This window comes from Nonomuraea sp. NPDC003201, assembly GCF_053590415.1.
Genome location: NZ_JBSFTC010000232.1, coordinates 1 through 19324, shown reverse-complemented (window position 1 = coordinate 19324; position 19324 = coordinate 1). Strand labels below are relative to the sequence as shown.

The window sequence follows — 19324 nt, the reverse complement described above, 5'->3', positions numbered from 1 at the left end:
CGGGTCGCCGCCGGCGCGGTGCCCGTCGCGCACGCCAGCGACGGAGCCGGGTCCATCCGCGTCCCGGCCTCCTGCTGCGGGCTGGTCGGGCTCAAGCCGAGCCGCGGCCGGATCACCTGCGGGCCCGACGCGGGCGAGGCGATGCTCGGCATGTCGTACGAGTTCGCGCTCACGCGGACCGTCCGCGACGCCGCGCACCTCCTGGACGCCGTCCACGGACCCGGCATCGGCGACAAGTACACCGCGCCGCCCCCGCGGCGACGCTACGCCGACGAGGTCGGGGCCGACCCCGGCCGGCTGAGGGTGGCGGTGACCACCAAGGCCTGGTCGGGGACCGAGGTGGACGGCCGGGTGGCCGAGGCGGCGCTCCGCGTGGGCCACGCGCTGGAGCGGGCCGGGCACCACGTCGCCGAGGCCGCCCCGGACGTGGACCAGGAGGCGGTCATGCGCAGCCTGGTGGCCGAGAGCGTGGCGATCGCCTCCACGCTGCTCATGGCCCCCAGGCAGCCCGACCCGGCCCGGATGGAGGCCGTCTCCCGGCAGGCCCTGCGGGCGGCGCGGGAGTACACCGGGCTGGACCTGCTGGCCGCCTTCGACGCCCAGAACCGGGTCACCCGCTCCGCGGGCGCGTTCTTCACCGAGCACGACCTGCTCGTCACCCCCACGCTGGCCCGCCTGCCCGCGCCGCACGGCACGCTGCGCTACGACGATCCCGAACACACGCTGACGAGCTGGCTGGAGTCGCTCGACGGCTACGGGCCGTTCACGGTGCTGTTCAACGTCACCGGGCAGCCCGCGATCAGCCTGCCGCTCGGCCACGCCGACGGGCTGCCCGTCGGCGTGCAGATCGTCGCCCCGTACGGCCGCGAGGATCTGCTTTTCCGGATCGCCGCCCACCTGGAACAGGCGATGCCCTGGAAGGACCGGACTCCTCCGGTCTTCGTGGGAAACCGTTCCTAGGTGCCGAACGGCACGGTCGCCGGGGTCAAGAGGTGCCGAACGGCACCTGGCCCCGGCGACCGGGCCCCCGCGAGGCTTGATCGCATGGAAACCCTCACTTCCGGCCGGCGCGGCTACGCGGCGGCGCTGTGGGCGCTGGGCTACGGCCTGCTCGGGGCGGCGTGGGCGCTGGGGACGCCCGGCTTCCCCTGGGGCGCCTCTGATCCCGACCCGGACGGGGCGCTGTCCGTCCTGGCCGGCGCGACGCCGAGCTTCGGCTGGTGGATCGCCGCCGTCGCGCTGATCGCCCTGGTGACGGCGCTGGCGCTGGCCCGCGGCGACGGCGGCCGCGCCCCGCTCTACCTGGCCTGGCCGATCGCCGTGCTCCTGATCCTGGTCGTCCCCGACTCCCGGCTCATGATGGGCCTGGCCTACACGCCCCTCCTGCTGGTCGCGCCGATGTTCGGCTGGAGCCTGGGCGGCGTCACCCTCGCCGACGCCTGGCCGTGGCCGGTGCTCAACCAGCTCGTCTGCGTGCTCGGCGGGCTGCTCCTGGCCGCCGCGGCGCTGTCGTACGGCCGCGGGCGGGACGCCGCGCGCTGGTTCACCCCTGAGCGGGGACGCCGGGCCGTGTACGTGGCGGTCGCGGTGCCGCTGGTCTACTGCCTGACCCGGTGGGCCTGGGCCCTGGGCATCCCGCTCGGCGTGACCCCGGAGTTCCTCGCCCAGGGAGAGGACGGCCTGTGGCTGGCCGGCGCGTACCTGGCGACCTTCGGCGCGTTCGGCGGCGTGCTCACGCTCGGGCTGACCCAGCAGTGGGGCGAGGTCTTCCCTCGCTGGATCCCCGGCCTGCGCGGCAGGCGGGTGCCGCCCCTGCTGGCGGTCATCCCCGCAGGGTTCGTCTCGATCGTCGTCACCGTGGCCGGGCTGACCTACATCAGGTCCACGATCGCCGGCCGGTTCACCCTGGACGAATGGGGCGCCTGGCTCCCGGAGTGCTTCTGGCCGATCTGGGGCGCCGCCCTGGCCACCGCCACGATCTGCTACTTCCGGCGCCGTTCCTAGCGGCGGGTCACTGCGGCCAGACGGCGGTGCGGGCGGTCAGGGCCGGGGCCTCCTGGTGGAGGAGGTCGAGGAAGGCGTCCACCGGCCTGGTGGACACGCGTCCGGCCTTCCGGTAGACGCGGATCTCCCGCTGCCACAAGGGGGCCGGCAGCGGGCGGGTCACCACGTCGTCCCCGAACACCGCCACCTGCGCGGCGAACGCGCCCAGGATCGCCACCCCCAGACCGGCCGCCACCATGGCCGAGATCGTGGTGGCCTGCGCGATCACCATGATCTCGACGGGATCGGCGCCGACCCGGTCGAGCCGGTCGCGGTAGTCGGCCCAGCCGGCGTACGGGTCGCCGGTGACCATGACGGTCTCCTGGGACAGCAGCCCGAGGTCCACCGGCGAGGCCGTGGCCAGCGGGTGGCCTCTCGGGGCCACCAGCACGATCTTCTCGTGGAACAGGTGCGCGGAGGGGACGTTGTGGTACACCTGCGGCACGTCCGAGGTGCGCAGCGCGACGTCGAGCTCGCCGCGGGCGATGGCCTCCTCCAGTTGCAACGGGTCGCCCTCGCGCAGCACCACCGTGACCCCGGGGTGCAGCCGCCTGAACCGCTGCATCAGCGGCGCCAGGAGCACCGCGCTCAGCCCCGGGTAGCCGCCCACCGTGACCCGGCCCTTGAGCTCGGCGCGCAGGGTACGCACCTCGTCCACGCCGGTCTGGATCGCGGCCAGCGCCGCGCGGGCCCTGGGCAGGAACCTGGCGCCGGCGGCGGTGAGCGTGACCTCCTTGCTGGTACGGATGAGCAGCGTGTCGCCGAGCGCCTGCTCCAGGGCGGCGACGTGCGCGCTGACCCGGGGCTGCGAGCGGCCCAGGACGCGCCCCGCGGCGGTGAAGCCCCCGTGGTCCACGACCGCCACGAAGGTGGCCAGCCAGCTCAGCTGCAGGTCCAGGCGTTCGATCATCCGGCAAACGTATGGTTTTGAGCCGGGCCATGGCAATAGACGAATGGTTGCGCCTGTCCTAAATTCCCGGAATATGACGAGCGAGATTGTGGAGTTCGACGCCGGACGCATGACCAGAGGTCAGCGCAGGATAGCGCTGACCGCCATCGGCGGCTACTACGTGGACGGCTACGACCTGCTGGTCCTGTCCGGCGCCCTGCTCGGCATCGTGCCCGAGCTCTCCCCGGACCCCGGCGTCCTCGGCCTGGTGGGCGCGTCCGCGTTCGTCGGGATGGCCCTCGGCTCCCTGCTGACCGGCCCGCTGACCGACCGCTTCGGCCGGCGGCCGGTGTTCTTCGCCTCGATGGCCGTCTTCGTGCTGGCCTCGCTCGGCTTCCTGTTCGTGAACGACGTGTGGCAGCTCATCGCGCTGCGGTTCTGCGTCGGGTTCGCGATCGGCGCGGACATGCCGGCCTCGGCCGCCCTGATCACTGAGTTCATCCCGTCCAGGAGGCGCGGGACGTTCACCGGCCTGGGCGGGGTGGCCTGGATGCTGGGCGCGCTGACCGCCATCGCCGTCACGCTGCTGGTCTTCACCGCTTCCGGGGTGGAGCACTGGCGCTGGGTGATGGCGACCGGGGCCGTCGCGGCGGTGGTGCTGCTCTTCCTGCGCCGCCGTACGCCGGAGTCGCCGTACTGGCTGCGTGCCCACGGCCGCCACGAGGAGGCCGTGGCCGCCTGGCGGTACGCGACCTCCGGCGAGGCGGGCCCGCCCGAGCCCGCCGCGACGGGCGGCGGGCAGCCGGCCCCGCTGCGGATGCTGTTCCGCCGGCCGCTGGCGATCATGATGGTCATGCTCTGCGTGTACTGGGGCTGCAACAACCTGTACGGCTCGGCCATCCTGCTCTACCAGCCCAGCCTGATCAAACGCATCGTCACGCCGAGCACGTTCACCTCGCTGCTGTTCACCGCCTGCACGACGGCGCTGGCCGTGATCCTGGGCCTGATCGTCTGCCTGTGGGTGATCGAGTCGATCGGCCGCCGCTTCATCGCGATCACCGGCACGGCCGTCGCCGCCGCGTGCACGTTCCTCATCTGGGCCGGGTTCGGCACCTCGTGGCTCGTGCTGGCGGCCTTCGCCGTCACGATCGCGGTGATCAACGGCGGCACCTCGCTGGCCTTCTACTCCTGGGCGCCCGAGCTGTTCCCGGCGGGGGTGCGGGGGCGGGCCGTCGGCATCGTCAACATGGTCGGCAAGACGGGCAGCGTAATCGGCACGCTGGCGCTGCCCAGCATGTTCGAGGCGCTCGGCGCCGTCTCCTTCCTGGTCATCTCGGCCCTGGCCGTGCTGAACGCCGCGGTGACCTTCAAACTGGCCCCGGAGACCCGCGGCCTGACCCTGCGCCAGCTCGAAGAAAGGATGCGTGCATGACCTCGGGGCACGTGGGACGTACCTACCAGGACTCCACACCGTGGTGGCCGGAGCCGCCCAGGCCCCGGGAGGGCGCGCCGGACGTGATCGTGGTCGTCCTCGACGACGTCGGGTTCGGCAGCCTCGGCTGCTACGGATCCGAGATCGCCACCCCCACGATGGACGCCCTGGCCGCCGGCGGGCTGCGCTACACCAACTTCCACGTCACGCCGCTGTGCTCGCCCACCCGCGCCTCGCTGCTCACCGGCCGCAACCACCACGCCGTGGGCATGTCCCTGCTGTCCAACGCCGACAGCGGCTTCCCCGGCAAGCGCGGCACCGTGACCCACCGCGCGGCCACGATCGCCGAGGTGCTGCGCGACACCGGCTACAACACCTACGCCTTCGGCAAGTGGCACCTGGCGCCCATGGACCGGACCAGCGCGATCGGCCCCTACGACCAGTGGCCGCTGGGCCGGGGCTTCGACCGCTACTACGGCTTCCTCGAGGGCATCAGCGACCAGTACTTTCCCGAGCTGGTCCAGGACAACCACCGGGTGGAGCCGCCGCGGACGCCGGAGGAGGGCTACCACCTCACCGAGGACCTCGTCGACCGGGCCATCGCCTGTGTCTCCGACCACAAGTCGGTGGGGCCGGACAAGCCGTACCTCCTCTATCTGGCCATGGGGGCGGGCCACGCGCCGCACCAGGCGCCCCAGGAGTACCTGCGGCGCTACCGGGGCCGCTACGACGAGGGCTGGGACGTGATCAGGGAGCGCCGCCACGCCCGGCAGGTCGAGCTCGGGATCATCCCGCCCGGCACCGCGCTGGCGCCCCGCAACGACGGGGTGCGGCCCTGGGCCGAGCTCCCCGAGGAGGAACGCGCGGTCGCCGCCCGGCTGCAGGAGGCGTTCGCCGCGATGCTGGAGCACACCGACGCCCACCTCGCCCGGCTCATCGCCCACCTGGAGCACATCGGCACCCGCGAGAACACGCTGATCGTGCTCCTGTCGGACAACGGCGCCAGCCAGGAGGGCGGCGCGCTCGGCAACACCAACTCGATCGCCTACGAGAACGGCGACGCCGTCTCCCACGCCGACAACGTCGCCCGCCTCGACGAGATCGGCGGCTTCCGTTGCCACGGCAACTACCCCTGGGGCTGGGCGCAGGCGGGCAATACCCCGCTCAAGCGCTACAAGCAGAACACGCACGCCGGGGGCGTCCGGGCCCCGCTCATCGTCTCGTGGCCGGGGCGGGTCCCCGAGGGCGGCGTGCGGACGCAGTTCCACCACGTCATCGACGTGACCCCGACGATCCTGGACGTCGTCGGCACGGAGATGCCGCAGACGTACCGGGGGCTCGCGCAGCTGCCCGTGCACGGCGTGTCCATGCGCTACACCTTCGACCGCGCCACGGCTCCGACCAGCCGCCCCACCCAGTACTTCGAGATGTACGGGCACCGCGCGATCTGGCACGAGGGCTGGAAGGCCGTGGCCTACCACGAGCGCGGCACCTCCTACGACGACGACCGGTGGGAGCTGTACCACCTGGACGACGACTTCTCCGAGTGCCACGACCTGGCGGACGAGCGCCCCGACGTGCTCCACGAGCTGATCGGCCGCTGGTGGTCCGAGGCCGACCGGTACGGCGTCTTCCCCCTGGACGACCGCAACTTCGCCGAACGCGCCGCGAAATACCACAGCGCGGCCTCGCCCAGAAGGCGGCGGAGTTTCGTGCTCTATCCGGAGATGAGCCGCATCCCGGGCGGGGTCACGCCGCTGATCTACGACCGCTCGTACCGCATCGACGCCGAGGTGCGGCTGCGCGAGGGCGACGAAGGCGTGCTGATCTCCCAGGGTGACGTGAACGGCGGTCACGTCCTGTACGTGGCAGAGGGCCGGCTCCACTACGAGTACAACCACCAGGGCACCCGCTACCGCGTGCACGGCGAGCGCCCGCTGCCGCCAGGCGACCACGTCCTGTCGATGATCTTCACCAGGACCGGCCCCTGTCAGGGTGTGGCCGCCCTGGCCGTGGACGGCCGCCCCGACGGCGGGAAGGAGCCGCTCACGACCGCCCGCTACCTGATCGGCTGGCAGGGCCTGGTGCTCGGGCGCGACGCGCTGTCGCCGGTGAGCTGGGACTATCCGCGCGGTTTCCCCTTCACCGGCACGATCGAGCGGGTACGCGTGGAGCTGGACGAGGATGTCCCGGACGCCGTCCACGAGACGTTCGACTGACGGGGAGTAACCGGGCGCGCTCGTGACCTGCTCTTGGTGTCCGTCTCAGTACGCTCCCGTGCGTGATGGAAGACAAGAGCCGGAGCAGGCCGCGGATCAGCATCGACGGAGCGGGCATCGAGAGGCGCAGGACGGCGATCCAGGCGCTGGTGGATCAGGCGCCGCCGCCGGCGGCGGAGCGGGTCCCGATGCCCCGCCCCATCTTCAGCGCGCGCTCGGACGGGACGGAAGCGCCGCGAACGCCGCTGACCAGGCATCTCCGGGAAGGGTGACGTACTTGCCGAGGAACTGCCGCGCCGAGGCGGAGTCCAGTCGGTAGTCGTAGTTGGTCTTCCTGCAGGCGTCGTCCGCGCCGGAGATCGTCGTGGCGATGAGGAGGTGCGAGTTGAGCCCGCCCAGGAAGTTCGGGCCGCCCGAGTCGCCGAAGCAGGTGCTCCCGTCGCCCTTGGTGGACAGCGAGAGGTTGAGCCATCTCGGGGTCATGCTCTTGTACGAGATGGTCGCCTGGTGGCGCGTGTCGGTGTAGTGGAAGCTCTGGCCGCGCGGCTTCTTCTTGGTGGGCTTGAGCGAGCCGTACCCGACGGGGGTGAAACGTGCGGAGTCCAGCTTGTTCTGGGCCTTGAGGAAGTCGAGCAGGCCCGCGGCCGGCAGCTGGGCGGGCGTGATGTTCGGGACGGGCTTGCTGAACAGGACGACGGCCATGTCATGGAGGTCGGACTTCTTCGAGAAGCGGGGGTCCGGGATGTAACGGCCGGTGTAGACCTGGCCCCCGCGCTTGTAGTGGCCCGTGAAGGAGACGGTGGCCGTCTTCTGCTTAGGCTCACCGCAGTGGGCGGCGGTGAGGAGGACGGTCGGCGAGATGAGCGTTCCGGTGCAGTACGACCACGTGCCGTCGGGATTCGCCTCATCGGAGATGAGAGCCCCTACTTCCGGGTGAGCGTCACCGTCGGTGAAACCGTTGGTGATGGCCGCTGCCGGAGTCGCGGTGTATGCCAGCGTCGCAGCGGCAACCAGGACAAAAGGGACATAACGCATTCCCGAAGTTTAGGTGTTGAGGGGTGATGAATGGCACATATGAGCAAAAGATCTACTTGTTTTCCTGGGAACGGCCGGTTTGGCCGCGCATTTCCCGGAGTGGGAAGCATCGCGTATATAAGATCCCCTCGTGAATGCTCAGGCCCTGGCGCTCGGCGCGGTCGCCGGGCTGCCGGAGGGGTTACGGGACCTCCGGGTGCGGGTCAGGCGGTTCCTCGAGGACGAGATCGCCTCCGGCGGCTTCGTCCCCGAGGCCGACGCCTGGATGTCGGGCGTCGATCCGGCCTTCAGCGGCCGCCTGGCCGGGCGCGGCTGGGTGGGGATGACGATCCCCGCGGCGTACGGCGGGCACGGGCGGACCGCGCTGGAGCGCTATGTGGTGACCGAGGAGCTTCTGGCCGCCGGTGCGCCGGTGGCGGCCCATTGGATAGCCGACCGGCAGATCGCCCCCAGCATCCTGCATAACGGCACAGAACAACAGAAACATACGTATCTTCCGCAAATCGCCCGCGCCCAGGGTTTCTTCGCGATCGGCATGTCCGAGCCCGATGCGGGTTCGGATCTGGCCTCGGTCCGGACCCGGGCCGCCGAGGTCGAGGACGGCTGGCGGCTGACGGGCACCAAGGTGTGGACCAGCGTGGCGCACATCGCCACGGCGGTGGTCGTCCTGGCGCGCACCGACGACGCCGGCGACCGGCACGCCGGGCTCTCCCAGTTCATCGTGGACCTGCCCCACCCGGCGGTCTCGATCCGGCCGATCATCACCATCGACGGGGCGCACCACTTCAACGAGGTGGTCTTCGACGACGCGGTGATCCCGGCGGACGGCCTGCTGGGCCGCCGGGGGGACGGCTGGCGCCAGGTCACCGCGGAGCTGGGCAACGAACGTTCCGGCCCCGAGCGCATCCTCAGCACGCTGCCGCTGCTGCGGGAGTGGGCCCGGCCGGAGAACCTGGGAGACGACCCGGTCGCGCACGCCGAGCTGGGCCGGCTGGTCTCCCGGCTGGTGGCGCTGCGCCGGCTGTCCCTGTCGGTCGCCGCGCGGCTGGCCGCGGGGGAGAGCCCGGCCGTGGCGGCGGCCCTGGTCAAGGATCTGGGTACGGAGTTCGAGGGCGACGTCGTGGACGCCGTGCGGCGGCACGTCCGTCCGGAGCCGGGCGGACGGGGGCTCGCGGCCATGCTGGCCAAGGCCGTCCTGCACGTCCCGGCCTTCACCCTGCGCGGCGGCGCCAACGAGATCCTGCGCTCGATCGTGGCCAAGGAGCTGTCCTCATGACCGCCGACCATCTCCGCGACCTGACCGCCGCCCATCTCCGCGACCTGGCCGAGGCGGTGCGGGGCCTGCTGGACGCGGAGCTGCCAGGCCCGGCGCTCTGGGCCCGGCTGGAGGAGCTGGGATTCACCTCGCTCACGGTTCCCGAGCCCCAGGGCGGGAGCGGCGGCACGCTCACGGACGCCGCCGTGGTGGTCCGCGAAGCCGGCGCGGCCGGGGCGGCGCTGCCCCTGGCCGAGGCCCTGTTCGTCGCGGGCCCGCTGCTCGCCGCGTCGGGAGCCGCCCTGCCGTCCGGGACGGTGACCGCGTACACCGGTGATCTGGTGGCGGAGCCGGGCCCCGGCGGGTGGCGGGTCACCGGCCCGCTGATCCGCGTGCCCTGGCTGCGATCCGCCGATCACCTGGTGGCCCTGGTCGACACCCCGGACGGGCCGGGAACCGCCGTACTGCCCGCCCCCGCCGGACTTTCCCCCGGCGAGAACCTGGCGGGGGAGGAGCGTGACAGCGCCGTGCTCGCCGGCGCCGAGGCGGCGGTCACGCCTCTGCCGCCCGGCCCGTGGCGCCACGAGCTGGAGCTGCACGGGGCCACGGCGCGGGCGCTGCAGCTGGCCGGCGCCGCCCGCGGCGTCCTGACGCTCACCGCGCGGCACGTCGCCGACCGGGTGCAGTTCGGCCGGCCGCTGGCCCGGTTCCAGACCGTCCAGCACCGGCTCGCGCGGCTGGCGGCAGACGTGGTCACCGTCGAGGTGGCGGCGGACGCGGCGGTCGCGGCGCTGCGGGACGGCGCCCAGGACCGGGAGCTCGCCGTGGCCTCGGCCAAGGCCGAGGCGTCCGCGCTGGCCCGGTCGGTGGCCGCCGCGGGCCACCAGTTGCACGGCGCGATCGGGTTCACGATGGAGCACCGGCTCGGCGCCTGCACCAGGAGGCTGTGGGCGTGGCGCGAGGAACACGGCAACGAGCTCCACTGGCAGCGCAGATGCGCCGACCTGGCGAGAGGATCGGGCGACGTGTGGGAGCTCGTCACCGGCGAGCCGGGGTCGAGGCCCCTTTGACGACAGGAGCAGCATCATGACCGCCGAACCGCCCGCCATCACCACCGTCGGCGACGGGATCGCCAGGCTCACCCTGAACAACCCCCGGCGCAAGAACGCCATCACGCTGGAGATGGCGGCTCTCATCGAGGACTTCTGCGCCCGCGTTCACGGTGATGACACCATCGGCGCCGTCCTCGTCGACGGCGCGGGCGCCTACTTCTGCAGCGGCGCCGACACCCGCGACCTGGCCGCCTCCTCCGCCGATCCCGCCGCGCCGGAGTCGGTCGCGCGGACCTCCGCCGTGTACGCGGCGTTCGTGCAGGTCGGGCGGCTCCCGGTGCCCAGCGTGTCGCTGGTGACCGGCGGCGCGGTCGGCGCCGGGCTCAACCTCGCCCTGGCCACCGACCTGATGCTGGTCAGCCCGGACGCGGTGCTCGACAGCGGGTTCGTGGCGCGCGGCATCCATCCGGGCGGCGGTCACCTGGCATTGCTCGGCCGCGCGGCCGGGTATCAGCCCGCCATCGCGCTCGGGGCCCTGGGCGCGGCGCTGTCCGGCGCCGAGGCCGTACGCCGCGGCCTGGCCTGGGACGTGGCCGAGCCGCACGCCATGCTGGACACCGCCACCCGGCTCGTGTCCATGGCCGCCGCCGACCCCCAGCTGGCCCGGCGGATCAAGCAGAGCGCCACCCTCGAACTCGGCCCGCCCGCGGTGTCCTGGCCGTCGGCGCTGGAGATCGAACGCGGGATGCAGATGTGGTCGCTGGGCCGTAAGGGCAGCCAGGGGTGGGACCGGAAGCCGCCCAAGCCGCCCGTGGAGTCCTGATCGTCAGCCCTGCCCGAGCGAGCGGGCCTCCTTCCACTTCGGGCTGTCGAGGAAGTGGTTGTCGTACAGCTCCTGCGAATCGAGCAGCTCCTCGAGGGTGGCCTCGCCGGTGCGCAGGCGGGCCAGCAGCCGGAAGTACTCGAAGCGCTCCACGCCCGGCGTGATGACGATCAGCAGGTCGGCCTCGGAGCCGGGGGCGGCGGCGAAGGCGTGGGCGACGTTCGGGGGCACCACGGCCATGTCGCCCTCCTCCAGGGTGAGCACCTCGTCGCCCGCCAGCACCTGGGCGGCGCCGCCGAGGACGTAGAACAGCTCGCTGGAGGAGGTGTGCAGGTGGGGCACCGCGCCGTCGGCGCCCGGGGTGAGGGTCATGCGCAGGCTGCTCAGGGCGCCTCCGGTGGAGCTGGAGTCGAGCAGGAGCCGGCCGGTGGCCGGGGCGTCGCCGCCGCCGATGATCTCGGCGTCGGTCGCGCGTACGACTGCGGTCTCGGGCGTGATGAGCGACATGGTGAGAAGTCCTTCCTCAGGAGTTACAGGGCGCCGTCGAGGGCGGCGGCGACCAGGCGTCCGGCGTAGGCGCGATCCACCGGGTCGCCGGTGATCAGGACGCGGTAGTACAGGGCTCCGGCGAGCTGCTCCAGCAGCGTCATGGGGTCGACGTCGGGGCGGAGCCGGCCCTCGTCGCGGGCGCGTTCGATGAGGCGGCAGGCCAGCGCGTTGCGGCGGGCGTAGACGTCCCGCTCCAGCTCGCCGACGTCGTCGTGGCGGGCGGCGGCGGCGACCAGCTCGGCCACCGTCCCCGCCGAGCGGCTCTCCTGGCCGGGCGGCAGGCCCGCGACCCGCATCCGGTTGAGCCCGGCGGCGACCTTCTCCATGTAGTCGGTGAGGTCGCGCCGGATGTCGCCGGTGTCGGTGATCTCGTCGTGGTCCTGCAGCCTGGCCACGACGGCCAGGGCGAGGTGGTCCTTGGTGGGCCAGCGGCGGTACAGCGTGGTCTTGGCGATGCCGGCCCGCTCGGCCACCTCGTCGGTGGTCAGGCCGCCGTACCCGCGCCGCAGCAGCAGCTCGGTGGCCGCCTGCAGGACGCGTTCGTCGACCTCGGTGTCACGCGGTCGCCCCCGTGGCCTCATGTGGATCCCTCCATTTCGCTACTGGGGTAGCGAAATTCAAGGTACACCGGGGCCACTCATTTACGCAACCGAAGTTTCGTATATGCCCTGAGGGAGGCATGTGATGGCGGAGGTGGTGTTGGCCGGCGAACTCAGACGGTGCGAACGCAGGCGCACTGGCCTGCCGCAAGTGTGCCCTCCGCAGCCTCTGCGGCTTCCCGCGTGGCGACTTCGGTCCTGGCGGAAGCGACCACCTCTGCGGCTCGGCCTCCGGCCTCTGCCTTCCTGATGCGTGGCTGGACCGCCACTGCCGTACGCCTTCCGGCCTCGGCCTTCTCCTCGCGCGGCCAGACCGCCAGTGCCGTGACGGCTCCGATTACGGCCAGGCCCGCCAGTACGGTCCAGGTGATCGTGAAGCCCGCTTGCGTGGCGACCCATCCGGCGATGGGATAGGTGACCAGCCAGGCCAGGTGGGACAGCGAGAACTGGGCGGCGAAGACCTCGGGAATTCCGGTGGGAGCGACCGCCCGACGAAGTACCCGCCCGGTCGGCGTGACGACAAGCGCCATCCCGCCACCGATCGCCACCCAGATCACCCCGGTCGGCAGCGATGCGGCGACGCTCGCCGCGGACATCGTGACCGCCGCGCCGACCGCGAATACCAGCACGGCGGCACCGATCAGCATCACGAACCGGTCCGCCACCCGGTCCAGGACGCGCGGGAGGACGAGGGCCACCAGCAGCGTCCCCGTTCCGGATGCGGCGAGCACCCAGGCCACGTCGGACTGGGTGCCGCCGAGAACGTCGCGGACGTAGTTCACGGTGTTGACGACCACGATGGAGCCGACGGCGGCGACCACGAGGTTCAGTGCCATGACGCCGCGCAGACTCGGGGTGGCCGCGAAAGTGCGGATCCCCGCCACGGCCCGGTCCCAGGCGTTCGTGTGCGAGCTGGGGCGCGCGTTGGGGATGCGCGTGGACAGAACCAGCACCGCGGACACGGCGAACCCGACGGAGGTGCCGATGAACAGCAGATTGAACGACATGAAGGTGAGCGCCACAGCTGCGAGCACGGGGCTCAACAGGCTCTCCATGGTGTACGCCACCTGCGATGCGGACAGGGCGCGGGTGTAGTCGGCCTCCTTGGTCACGATGTCGGGGATGACCGCCTGAAACGTCGGGGTGAACGCCGCTGACGCGGTCTGGAGAACCCCGATCAGGACGTAGATGTGCCACACCTCGGTGACGAACGGCAGCGCGATCACCACCAGAGCGCGCGCCACGTCGAGGATCGTGAGAAACCAACGTCTGGGCAGCCGATCGACGTACGCGGCCGCGAGCGGTGCAACGACCACGTACGCGACCATCTTGATCGTCAGCGCGGTGGCGAGAACCGCACCGGCTCGCGGACCTGCGAGCTCGTACGCGAGCAGCCCCAGCGCGACGGTAGCCAAACCGGTACCGAACAACGCGATGACTTGAGCGCCGAAGAGCTGCCGGTAGTCGCGAATCGCGAACAATCCCATGTCCGTCTCCTCCCGGGCAACCGCAGTCACCATCAAGCACCGAACTTCATACCCCTTAGGGGTATTGACGTGGGAGTGTTCTATACCGGGCGGGGGTATATGTCAACTTGCGAATTCGAGGCAAGCTCGACGACGGCACCCACTTCAAGGGCACCGCCACCTCGCCGACCGTCTGCGTGACCTGGAGGCCGCCGGGGTGGTCGAGGAGGGCAACGCCATCGCGTACGCGCTCACCCTCTGGGGTGCCGAGCCGCGGGAGCCGGTGGAGAGCCTCATCCGCTGGTCCACGCCGCTCATGGCATGCGGCCCATCAAGCGGCGATCGCCTCCAGGCCGAATGGCTCGTCGTCGGGCTCGGTTGCCCTGTTCGCCGGTAGGGCCGCATCCCGGCCGGCGACGGTGGGGGTCACGGTCGACGGCCAAGTGCTCCAGTTGCGGGCGACGCGCTCGGGCATCGAGGTGACCCTGCATGATGGCGGCGCCCTGGATGCCGTCGTGCGTGCCGACGCTCCGATCGTCCCCGGGCCGGCAGCGGATCGCCTTGCCGGCCCGCGCGCGACAAGACGCTGTCCGGAACCGTCAGCAACCGGCCGACCAGCTGCGATCCCTGGCTGCGGGGGTACTTATGACGAGCTCACCGCCTTCCCTCCTCGTCCATCGACGCGACTCAGCCAAGCGTCCTGAGCGTCGGCCAACACCTCTACCAGCGGCACCGGGACGAAGCGGCACGCGAACTCCATACCGGCGTCCACGCCATCACCATGAACACGGTGGTGCCATGCATCAGCGCTACCAGGGTCGGCGGTGAGCAGGAAGAACGTCCTCTGCCGCGGCCGGCCGTTGTCTTCACGAGGCCTGTGGTCCACCGCAATGCGCCCGACGACGGCGACTTCGATCAAGCCGGTCTCCTCCGTGACTTCCCGCAGGACGGTTTTCAAGATCTTCAGACTTCATTACCGTCAGACGGTGAACTCGACCCCCTGAGCCAGCGGCAGCTCGCCGGAGTAGTTGATCGTGTTCGTCGCCCGGCGCATGTAGCCGCGCCAGGCGTCCGAGCCGGACTCGCGCCCGCCGCCGGTCTCCTTCTCGCCGCCGAACGCGCCGCCGATCTCGGCCCCGGAGGTGCCGATGTTCACGTTGACGATCCCGCAGTCGGAGCCCTCAGCCGAGACGAACAGCTCGGCCTCGGCCTGGTCGCGGGTGAAGATGCTGGACGACAGGCCCTGGGGGACCGCGTTGTTGAGCGCGATGGCCTGCTCCAGGGTCTCGTACGGCATGACGTAGAGAATCGGCGCGAACGTCTCCTGGGTCACGATCGGGGCCTGCTCCCCGATCCGGACCAGCGCCGGCTCGGCGTAGAAGGCGTCCGGGGCCTGGTCGGCGAGCCGGCGCCCGCCGCCGGCCACCAGCGTGCCGCCCTGCTCGACGGCGGCCTCCAGCGCGGCGCGCATGGCGGCGTGCGCGCGGCCGTTGATGAGCGGTCCGACCAGGGTGCCCGGCGCCATCGGGTTGCCGATCGGCAGCCGCGCGTAGGCGTCGGTGAGCCGCTCGGCCAGCGCGTCGGCGATGTCGGCGTGGGCGATGACGCGGCGCATGGTCGTGCACCGCTGGCCCGCCGTCCCGGCGGCCGAGAACACGATGCCGCGCGTGGCCAGGCCGAGGTCCGCGGACGGGCACACCACGGCCGCGTTGTTGCCGCCGAGCTCCAGCAGCGACCGCCCGAACCTGGCGGCGACGCGCGGCCCCACGGCGCGGCCCATGCGGGTCGAGCCGGTGGCGCTGACCAGGGCGACTCCGGGGTGGTCCACGAGCGCCTCGCCGACCTCGGGGCCGCCGACGAGGACCTGGCTCAGGTACGCGGGCGCGCCGTGTTCGGCGGCGGCCCGATCGAGCAGGGCCGCGCAGGCCAGGGCGGTCAGCGGCGCCAGCTCCGACGGCTTCCAGACGACCGGGTCGCCGCACACCAGGGCGATGGCCGTGTTCCACGACCAGACGGCCGCCGGGAAGTTGAACGCGCTGATCACGCCGACGACGCCGAGGGGGTGCCAGGTCTCCATGAGCCGGTGACCGGGCCGCTCGGAGCTGATCGTGCGCCCGTACAGCTGGCGGGACAGACCCACCGCGTAGTCGCAGATGTCGATCATCTCCTGGACCTCGCCGAGCGCCTCGGAGGTGATCTTCCCGACCTCCAGGCTGATCAGCGTGGCGAGGTCCGCCTTGTGCGCGGACAGCAGCTCGCCGAGCCGCTTGACCAGCGCGCCCCGGGCCGGCGCGGGCACGGTCCGCCAGGCCAGGAACGCCTGCCTGGCCCGCTCCACGGCGGTGTCCACGGCGCCGGGGTCCACCCAGTCCACGGCGGACAGCGGCCCGCCGTTGATCGGTGAGGTGGTCGTGACGCCGCCGCCGAGCGCGTCCACGTCCACACCGCAGCGCTTGGCGGTCTCTCGCGCCGTCGCGGCCAGCTCGTCGGCGCCGGGCAGCGTGGTCACCATCAGGATCTCCTTGTCAGACGATGTTGATCTCGGGCCTGGCCCCGGACAGGGCGAAACGGCCCGCGTCGAAGCCGGTGACGTCCACGAACGGCGTCCGGCCCAGGTAGAGGTCGCGGACCACCTCGCCGACGGCCGGGCTCATCAGGAAGCCGTGGCCGGAGAAGCCGGTGGCGTAGATGAACCGGTCGACGCCGCGGGCGGTGCCGATGAGCGCGTTGTGGTCCGGCGTCACCTCGTACAGCCCGGCCCAGCCGGTGGCGATGCCGGTCTCCATCAGCGCCGGGGCGCGGCGGGCCATGGCCTCGCCGAGCCTGGGCAGCCAGGCGTCGGAGCGGTCGAGCTTGAACCCCGGCGTCTCGTCCGGGTCGGACATGCCGAGGAGCAGCCCGGGCCCCTCGCGGTGGAAGTAGAAGGTGGTGCCGAAGTCGATGGTGAACGCCATCGGCGGCAGGTCCGCGACCGGCTCGGTGACCAGGATCTGCCGGCGCAGCGGGGCCACCGGCAGGTCGACGCCCACCCACTCGCCGACCGGCCGCGACCAGGCGCCCGCCGCGCAGATCACCGTGTCGGTCTCGATGCGGCCGCCCTCGGTCCCGACGGCGACGATGCGGCCGTCCACGACCTCGATGCCGGTCGCGGCGCAGTTCGGCAGCAGCCGCGCGCCCAGCCGCCGGGCCGCGCCCGCGTAGCCGAGCACCACGGACTCGGGCGTGCAGTGGCCGTCGGTGGGGGAGTAGGCGGCGGCCAGCAGCCCGTCGGTGTCGATCAGCGGCGACAGCTCCTTGGCCTCCCCGACCGGGATCATCCGGCTGGGGACGCCGAGGTCGTTCTGGATCGCCACGTTCTTCTCGAACTCCGCGACCGACTCGGGGGAGTCGAGCAGGAACAGGTAGCCGGGCTTGTGCAGGTCGATCTCCTGCCCGAAGCGCTCGGCGAAGGTCTCGAACGTCTCCAGGCTGCGTACGGCGAGCTCGATGTTGACCCGGTCGGAGAACTGCGCGCGCACGCCGCCGGCCGCCTTGGAGGTCGAGCCGGAGCCCAGCGGCCCCTTGTCGATGAGGACCACGTCGCGCACGCCGGCCGCGGCCAGCGCGTACGCCGAGCTGACGCCCATGGCGCCGCCTCCGATGATGACCACCGAGGCCCGCGCGGGCAGGTCACGTCCCATTGATCGGCTTCCTTCCTCACGTACCGCATTCAGGATCGGGGATCGGACAGAGCCGGAGGAAGCGGTCAAGCCTCGGCATCTGTGAGTGAGGCGTAAGAAGTTCTTATGCTCCGGGGGAGGTCGTCCTCCAGCCGGGCCGCGGCCAGCCGCAGGGAGCACACGGCGCCGGTCACCGCCGGGTTGGCGGCGGCGGTCCGGTGCACGGCGGCGATGCGCCGGCGGGCCTCGACGCCGTCGAGACCGGTCGCGACCACCCCCTCGCCGGGCAGGTGCGCCAGCGCCGGGACGAGCGCCACCCCCAGGCCGGAGCGCACGAACCCGTGGATCACGCCGTAGTCGTTGCTGCGGTAGTCGACCTGCGGTTCGTAGCCCGCCCGCGCGCACAGCCGGCGCAGGCAGGAGGCGCCGGAGGTGCCCTCCCGGGTGGAGACCCACGTCTCGTGCTTGAGGTCGTCGAGCGCGACCGCCCCGGCGGCGGCCAGCGAGTGGCCCGCGGGCAGCAGGAGCAGCAGCTCCTCCGCCAGCAGCGGGATCTCCCGCAGGTCGCGCGGCCAGGCGCGGGGCACCAGGTCGTAGCGGTAGACCAGGGCCAGATCGAGCTCGCCCGCCCGGACCAGCGGGATCAGCTCGTCGGGCTCCCCCTCGTCGAGCAGGGTCTCGACGGCCGGGTGCGTCTGCGCGTACGCCGCCAGGGCGACCGGCAGCAGCCGCTGGCTCGCGGTGGGGAAGCTGCCCAGCCTGAGCCGGCCGATCGTGCCCTCGGACATGCCGCGGACGTCGTCCTCCAGCGCGTCCAGCGCGGCCAGCACCTCGTACGCCCGCAGCACCAGATACCGGGCGGCCGGCGTGGGCGTGATCGTCTGGGCCCCGCGCTCGAACAGCGGCATCCTGACCGCCCGCTCCAGCGCCGCGATCTGCTGCGAGACCGCGGACCCCGTGTAGCCGAGCCGCCTGGCAGCGGCGGCGAACGAGCCCGCGTTCAGCACGGCGGTCAGCGTCCGCAGGTGGAGCGGGTTGAGCATAAGCAGACCTTACGGCAGCCGGTCGGCGAGGAGCTGGGCCAGGTGCGTGCCCCGCCGGGCCGACAGATCGGCGATCTGCGTACGGCAGGAGAACCCGTCGGCGAGCACGGCCGTCCCCGGCGCGGCCTCCCGGATCGCCGGGAGCAACTGGTGCTCGGCCACCGCCACGGACACGTCGTAATGGCCCTTCTCGACGCCGAAGTTGCCCGCCAGCCCGCAGCACCCGCCCAGCCGGGTCACCCGCGCGCCCGCCTCCCGCAGCAGCCGCAGGTCCTGCTCCCAGCCCATGACCGCGTGGTGGTGGCAGTGCGGCTGGGCCACCACCGTCACCCCGTCGAGCGCGGGCGGCCGCCAGCCGGGCGTGCCGGACAGCAGCTCGGCCAGCGTGCGGGTCATGCGCGCCACCGGCCCGGCCACCGACTCGTCCAGCAGCTCCAGCGCGTCCGAACGCAGCACGGCCGTGCACGACGGCTCCATCCCCACGATCGGCACCCCCTGCCCGGCGGCCTCGGCCAGCTCGGCGACCGTGCGGCCGAGGATGGCCCGGGCCGCGTCCAGCTGCCCGGTGGAGATCCACGTGAGCGCGCAGCACTGGCGGCGCTCGCTGATCCGCGGGCGGTAGCCGGCGGCCTCCAGCACCTTCACGGTCGCGCGGCCGATCTCCGGCGCGAAATGGTCGGTGAAGGTGTCGACGAACAGCATCACCGGCCTGCCCACCACCGGCCGCCGCCGCTCGAACCAGGCCCGGAACGTCTCCCGCGCGAACTCCGGGAGCCCGCGCCGCCGGTCCACCCCGGCCAGCGCCGGCAGCCCCGGCACCCGCATGAGCGCGTTCACCGCCCGCGGCATCCGGCTCGCCGGCCGCGCCCAGCGCGGCAGCCGCCCCAGGGAGTAGTGCGTGAGCGGCCGGACGCGCCCCTTGTAGGTCTGGTGGAGCACCTCGGACTTGTACGCGGCCATGTCGATCCCCGTCGGGCAGTCCGAGGCGCAGCCCTTGCAGGACAGGCAGAGGTCGAGGGCCTCGTGGACCTCGGGAGAGCGCCAGCCGCCGGTGACGCCGGAGCCGTTGATCATCTCCTGGAGCACGCGGGCGCGGCCCCGGGTGGAGTCCTTCTCCTCCCTGGTCGCCAGGTAGGAGGGGCACATCACCCCGCCGGCCGCGGTGTTGTCGGCCCGGCACTCCACTGCCGTCACCGCGACCTCGCCCACGTGCGGGTGCTGGTAGAAGGTGCGTTCGATCTCGGCGGGCTCGACCCGGTG

The 19324-nt window shown here is 72.3% G+C and carries 18 protein-coding genes; 7 read left to right on the top strand and 11 right to left on the bottom strand.

Translation table 11 applies throughout. From position 1 onward, the window contains the following. Both ACWDX9_RS45710 and ACWDX9_RS45705 read left to right on the top strand, forming a co-directional pair. Positions 1 to 960, top strand: a 960-nt coding sequence (locus ACWDX9_RS45710) for an amidase (protein ID WP_449966439.1), incomplete at its 5' end; no start/stop codon positions are given. Positions 961 to 1044: 84 nt separating this feature from the next. Further along, complete coding sequence (locus ACWDX9_RS45705) at positions 1045 to 2004, top strand: hypothetical protein (RefSeq protein WP_449966437.1); 960 nt, start codon at positions 1045 to 1047, stop codon at positions 2002 to 2004. A 7-nt stretch (positions 2005 to 2011) separates the two neighbouring features. Here the strand turns inward: ACWDX9_RS45705 and ACWDX9_RS45700 are convergent, their stop codons facing one another. After that, complete coding sequence (locus ACWDX9_RS45700) at positions 2012 to 2953, bottom strand: LysR family transcriptional regulator (RefSeq protein ID WP_449966434.1); 942 nt, start codon at positions 2951 to 2953, stop codon at positions 2012 to 2014. Positions 2954 to 3026: 73 nt separating this feature from the next. Here ACWDX9_RS45700 and ACWDX9_RS45695 point away from each other — a divergent pair, with 73 nt between their 5' ends. Together ACWDX9_RS45695 and ACWDX9_RS45690 are read left to right on the top strand one after the other, a co-directional pair. Then, positions 3027 to 4364, top strand: coding sequence for an MFS transporter (locus tag ACWDX9_RS45695; RefSeq protein WP_449966432.1), 1338 nt, complete (start codon positions 3027 to 3029; stop codon positions 4362 to 4364). After that, a complete protein-coding gene (locus tag ACWDX9_RS45690) occupies positions 4361 to 6583 on the top strand; it encodes an arylsulfatase (protein ID WP_449966429.1) in 2223 nt (740 codons plus the stop codon). Before ACWDX9_RS45695 ends, ACWDX9_RS45690 begins: the two co-directional genes overlap by 4 nt. Before the next feature lie 204 nt (positions 6584 to 6787). Here ACWDX9_RS45690 and ACWDX9_RS45685 read toward each other — a convergent pair whose 3' ends face one another. Further along, positions 6788 to 7618, bottom strand: a complete 831-nt coding sequence (locus tag ACWDX9_RS45685; protein WP_449966427.1) for a trypsin-like serine protease — start codon at positions 7616 to 7618, stop codon at positions 6788 to 6790. Positions 7619 to 7748: 130 nt separating this feature from the next. Between ACWDX9_RS45685 and ACWDX9_RS45680 the strand changes: the two genes are divergently transcribed. From ACWDX9_RS45680 to ACWDX9_RS45670, 3 genes are read left to right on the top strand one after another with little or no spacing between them, the layout of a single operon-like run. After that, positions 7749 to 8894 carry an acyl-CoA dehydrogenase family protein gene (locus tag ACWDX9_RS45680; RefSeq protein ID WP_449966424.1) on the top strand — a complete coding sequence of 382 codons (1146 nt, stop codon included), beginning with the start codon at positions 7749 to 7751 and terminating at the stop codon, positions 8892 to 8894. Further along, complete coding sequence (locus ACWDX9_RS45675) at positions 8891 to 9943, top strand: acyl-CoA dehydrogenase family protein (protein ID WP_449966421.1); 1053 nt, start codon at positions 8891 to 8893, stop codon at positions 9941 to 9943. The genes ACWDX9_RS45680 and ACWDX9_RS45675 overlap by 4 nt, the downstream gene beginning before the upstream one ends. A gap of 16 nt (positions 9944 to 9959) precedes the next feature. Next, complete coding sequence (locus ACWDX9_RS45670) at positions 9960 to 10748, top strand: enoyl-CoA hydratase-related protein (protein WP_449966419.1); 789 nt, start codon at positions 9960 to 9962, stop codon at positions 10746 to 10748. Positions 10749 to 10751: 3 nt separating this feature from the next. On the opposite strand, the gene ACWDX9_RS45665 is transcribed toward ACWDX9_RS45670, so the two are convergent. From ACWDX9_RS45665 to ACWDX9_RS45625, 9 genes are all read right to left on the bottom strand, one after another. Continuing rightward, positions 10752 to 11255, bottom strand: a complete 504-nt coding sequence (locus ACWDX9_RS45665) for a cupin domain-containing protein (protein ID WP_449966416.1) — start codon at positions 11253 to 11255, stop codon at positions 10752 to 10754. Between the two features lie 23 nt (positions 11256 to 11278). Next, the gene (locus tag ACWDX9_RS45660; protein WP_449966414.1) at positions 11279 to 11878 is read right to left on the bottom strand and encodes a TetR/AcrR family transcriptional regulator; all 600 of its coding nucleotides are present in this window, start codon (positions 11876 to 11878) and stop codon (positions 11279 to 11281) included. 131 nt (positions 11879 to 12009) lie between these two features. Next, positions 12010 to 13383 (bottom strand): MFS transporter, encoded by a 1374-nt coding sequence (locus tag ACWDX9_RS45655; protein WP_449966411.1) that lies wholly within the window; start codon positions 13381 to 13383, stop codon positions 12010 to 12012. Positions 13384 to 13693: 310 nt separating this feature from the next. Next, positions 13694 to 13837 (bottom strand): hypothetical protein, encoded by a 144-nt coding sequence (locus tag ACWDX9_RS45650; RefSeq protein WP_449966408.1) that lies wholly within the window; start codon positions 13835 to 13837, stop codon positions 13694 to 13696. Between the two features lie 168 nt (positions 13838 to 14005). Beyond that, positions 14006 to 14320, bottom strand: a complete 315-nt coding sequence (locus ACWDX9_RS45645) for a hypothetical protein (protein ID WP_449966405.1) — start codon at positions 14318 to 14320, stop codon at positions 14006 to 14008. A 21-nt stretch (positions 14321 to 14341) separates the two neighbouring features. After that, positions 14342 to 15874: an L-piperidine-6-carboxylate dehydrogenase gene (amaB, locus tag ACWDX9_RS45640; protein ID WP_449966402.1), complete on the bottom strand. Its 1533-nt coding sequence runs from the start codon at positions 15872 to 15874 to the stop codon at positions 14342 to 14344. Positions 15875 to 15887: 13 nt separating this feature from the next. Then, positions 15888 to 17042, bottom strand: a complete 1155-nt coding sequence (locus ACWDX9_RS45635) for an NAD(P)/FAD-dependent oxidoreductase (RefSeq protein ID WP_449966400.1) — start codon at positions 17040 to 17042, stop codon at positions 15888 to 15890. Positions 17043 to 17107: 65 nt separating this feature from the next. Further along, entirely contained in the window at positions 17108 to 18064 is a 957-nt protein-coding gene (locus ACWDX9_RS45630; protein WP_449966398.1) for a LysR family transcriptional regulator, read from the bottom strand. Positions 18065 to 18073: 9 nt separating this feature from the next. Beyond that, positions 18074 to 19324: heterodisulfide reductase-related iron-sulfur binding cluster (locus ACWDX9_RS45625; RefSeq protein ID WP_449966395.1), on the bottom strand; the 1251-nt coding region annotated here is incomplete at its 5' end.

Bases quoted from the DNA above. Each gene is read 5' to 3' on its own strand.
- ACWDX9_RS45630 (WP_449966398.1), bottom strand. From the start codon at position 18,064: ATGCTCAACCCGCTCCACCTGCGGACGCTGACCGCCGTGCTGAACGCG.
- ACWDX9_RS45665 (WP_449966416.1), bottom strand. From the start codon at position 11,255: ATGTCGCTCATCACGCCCGAGACCGCAGTCGTACGCGCGACCGACGCC.
- ACWDX9_RS45695 (WP_449966432.1), top strand. From the start codon at position 3,027: ATGACGAGCGAGATTGTGGAGTTCGACGCCGGACGCATGACCAGAGGT.
- amaB (WP_449966402.1), bottom strand. From the start codon at position 15,874: ATGGTGACCACGCTGCCCGGCGCCGACGAGCTGGCCGCGACGGCGCGA.
- ACWDX9_RS45690 (WP_449966429.1), top strand. From the start codon at position 4,361: ATGACCTCGGGGCACGTGGGACGTACCTACCAGGACTCCACACCGTGG.
- ACWDX9_RS45675 (WP_449966421.1), top strand. From the start codon at position 8,891: ATGACCGCCGACCATCTCCGCGACCTGACCGCCGCCCATCTCCGCGAC.
- ACWDX9_RS45635 (WP_449966400.1), bottom strand. From the start codon at position 17,042: ATGGGACGTGACCTGCCCGCGCGGGCCTCGGTGGTCATCATCGGAGGC.
- ACWDX9_RS45705 (WP_449966437.1), top strand. From the start codon at position 1,045: ATGGAAACCCTCACTTCCGGCCGGCGCGGCTACGCGGCGGCGCTGTGG.
- ACWDX9_RS45685 (WP_449966427.1), bottom strand. From the start codon at position 7,618: ATGCGTTATGTCCCTTTTGTCCTGGTTGCCGCTGCGACGCTGGCATAC.
- ACWDX9_RS45655 (WP_449966411.1), bottom strand. From the start codon at position 13,383: ATGGGATTGTTCGCGATTCGCGACTACCGGCAGCTCTTCGGCGCTCAA.
- ACWDX9_RS45700 (WP_449966434.1), bottom strand. From the start codon at position 2,953: ATGATCGAACGCCTGGACCTGCAGCTGAGCTGGCTGGCCACCTTCGTG.
- ACWDX9_RS45670 (WP_449966419.1), top strand. From the start codon at position 9,960: ATGACCGCCGAACCGCCCGCCATCACCACCGTCGGCGACGGGATCGCC.
- ACWDX9_RS45660 (WP_449966414.1), bottom strand. From the start codon at position 11,878: ATGAGGCCACGGGGGCGACCGCGTGACACCGAGGTCGACGAACGCGTC.
- ACWDX9_RS45650 (WP_449966408.1), bottom strand. From the start codon at position 13,837: ATGCCCGAGCGCGTCGCCCGCAACTGGAGCACTTGGCCGTCGACCGTG.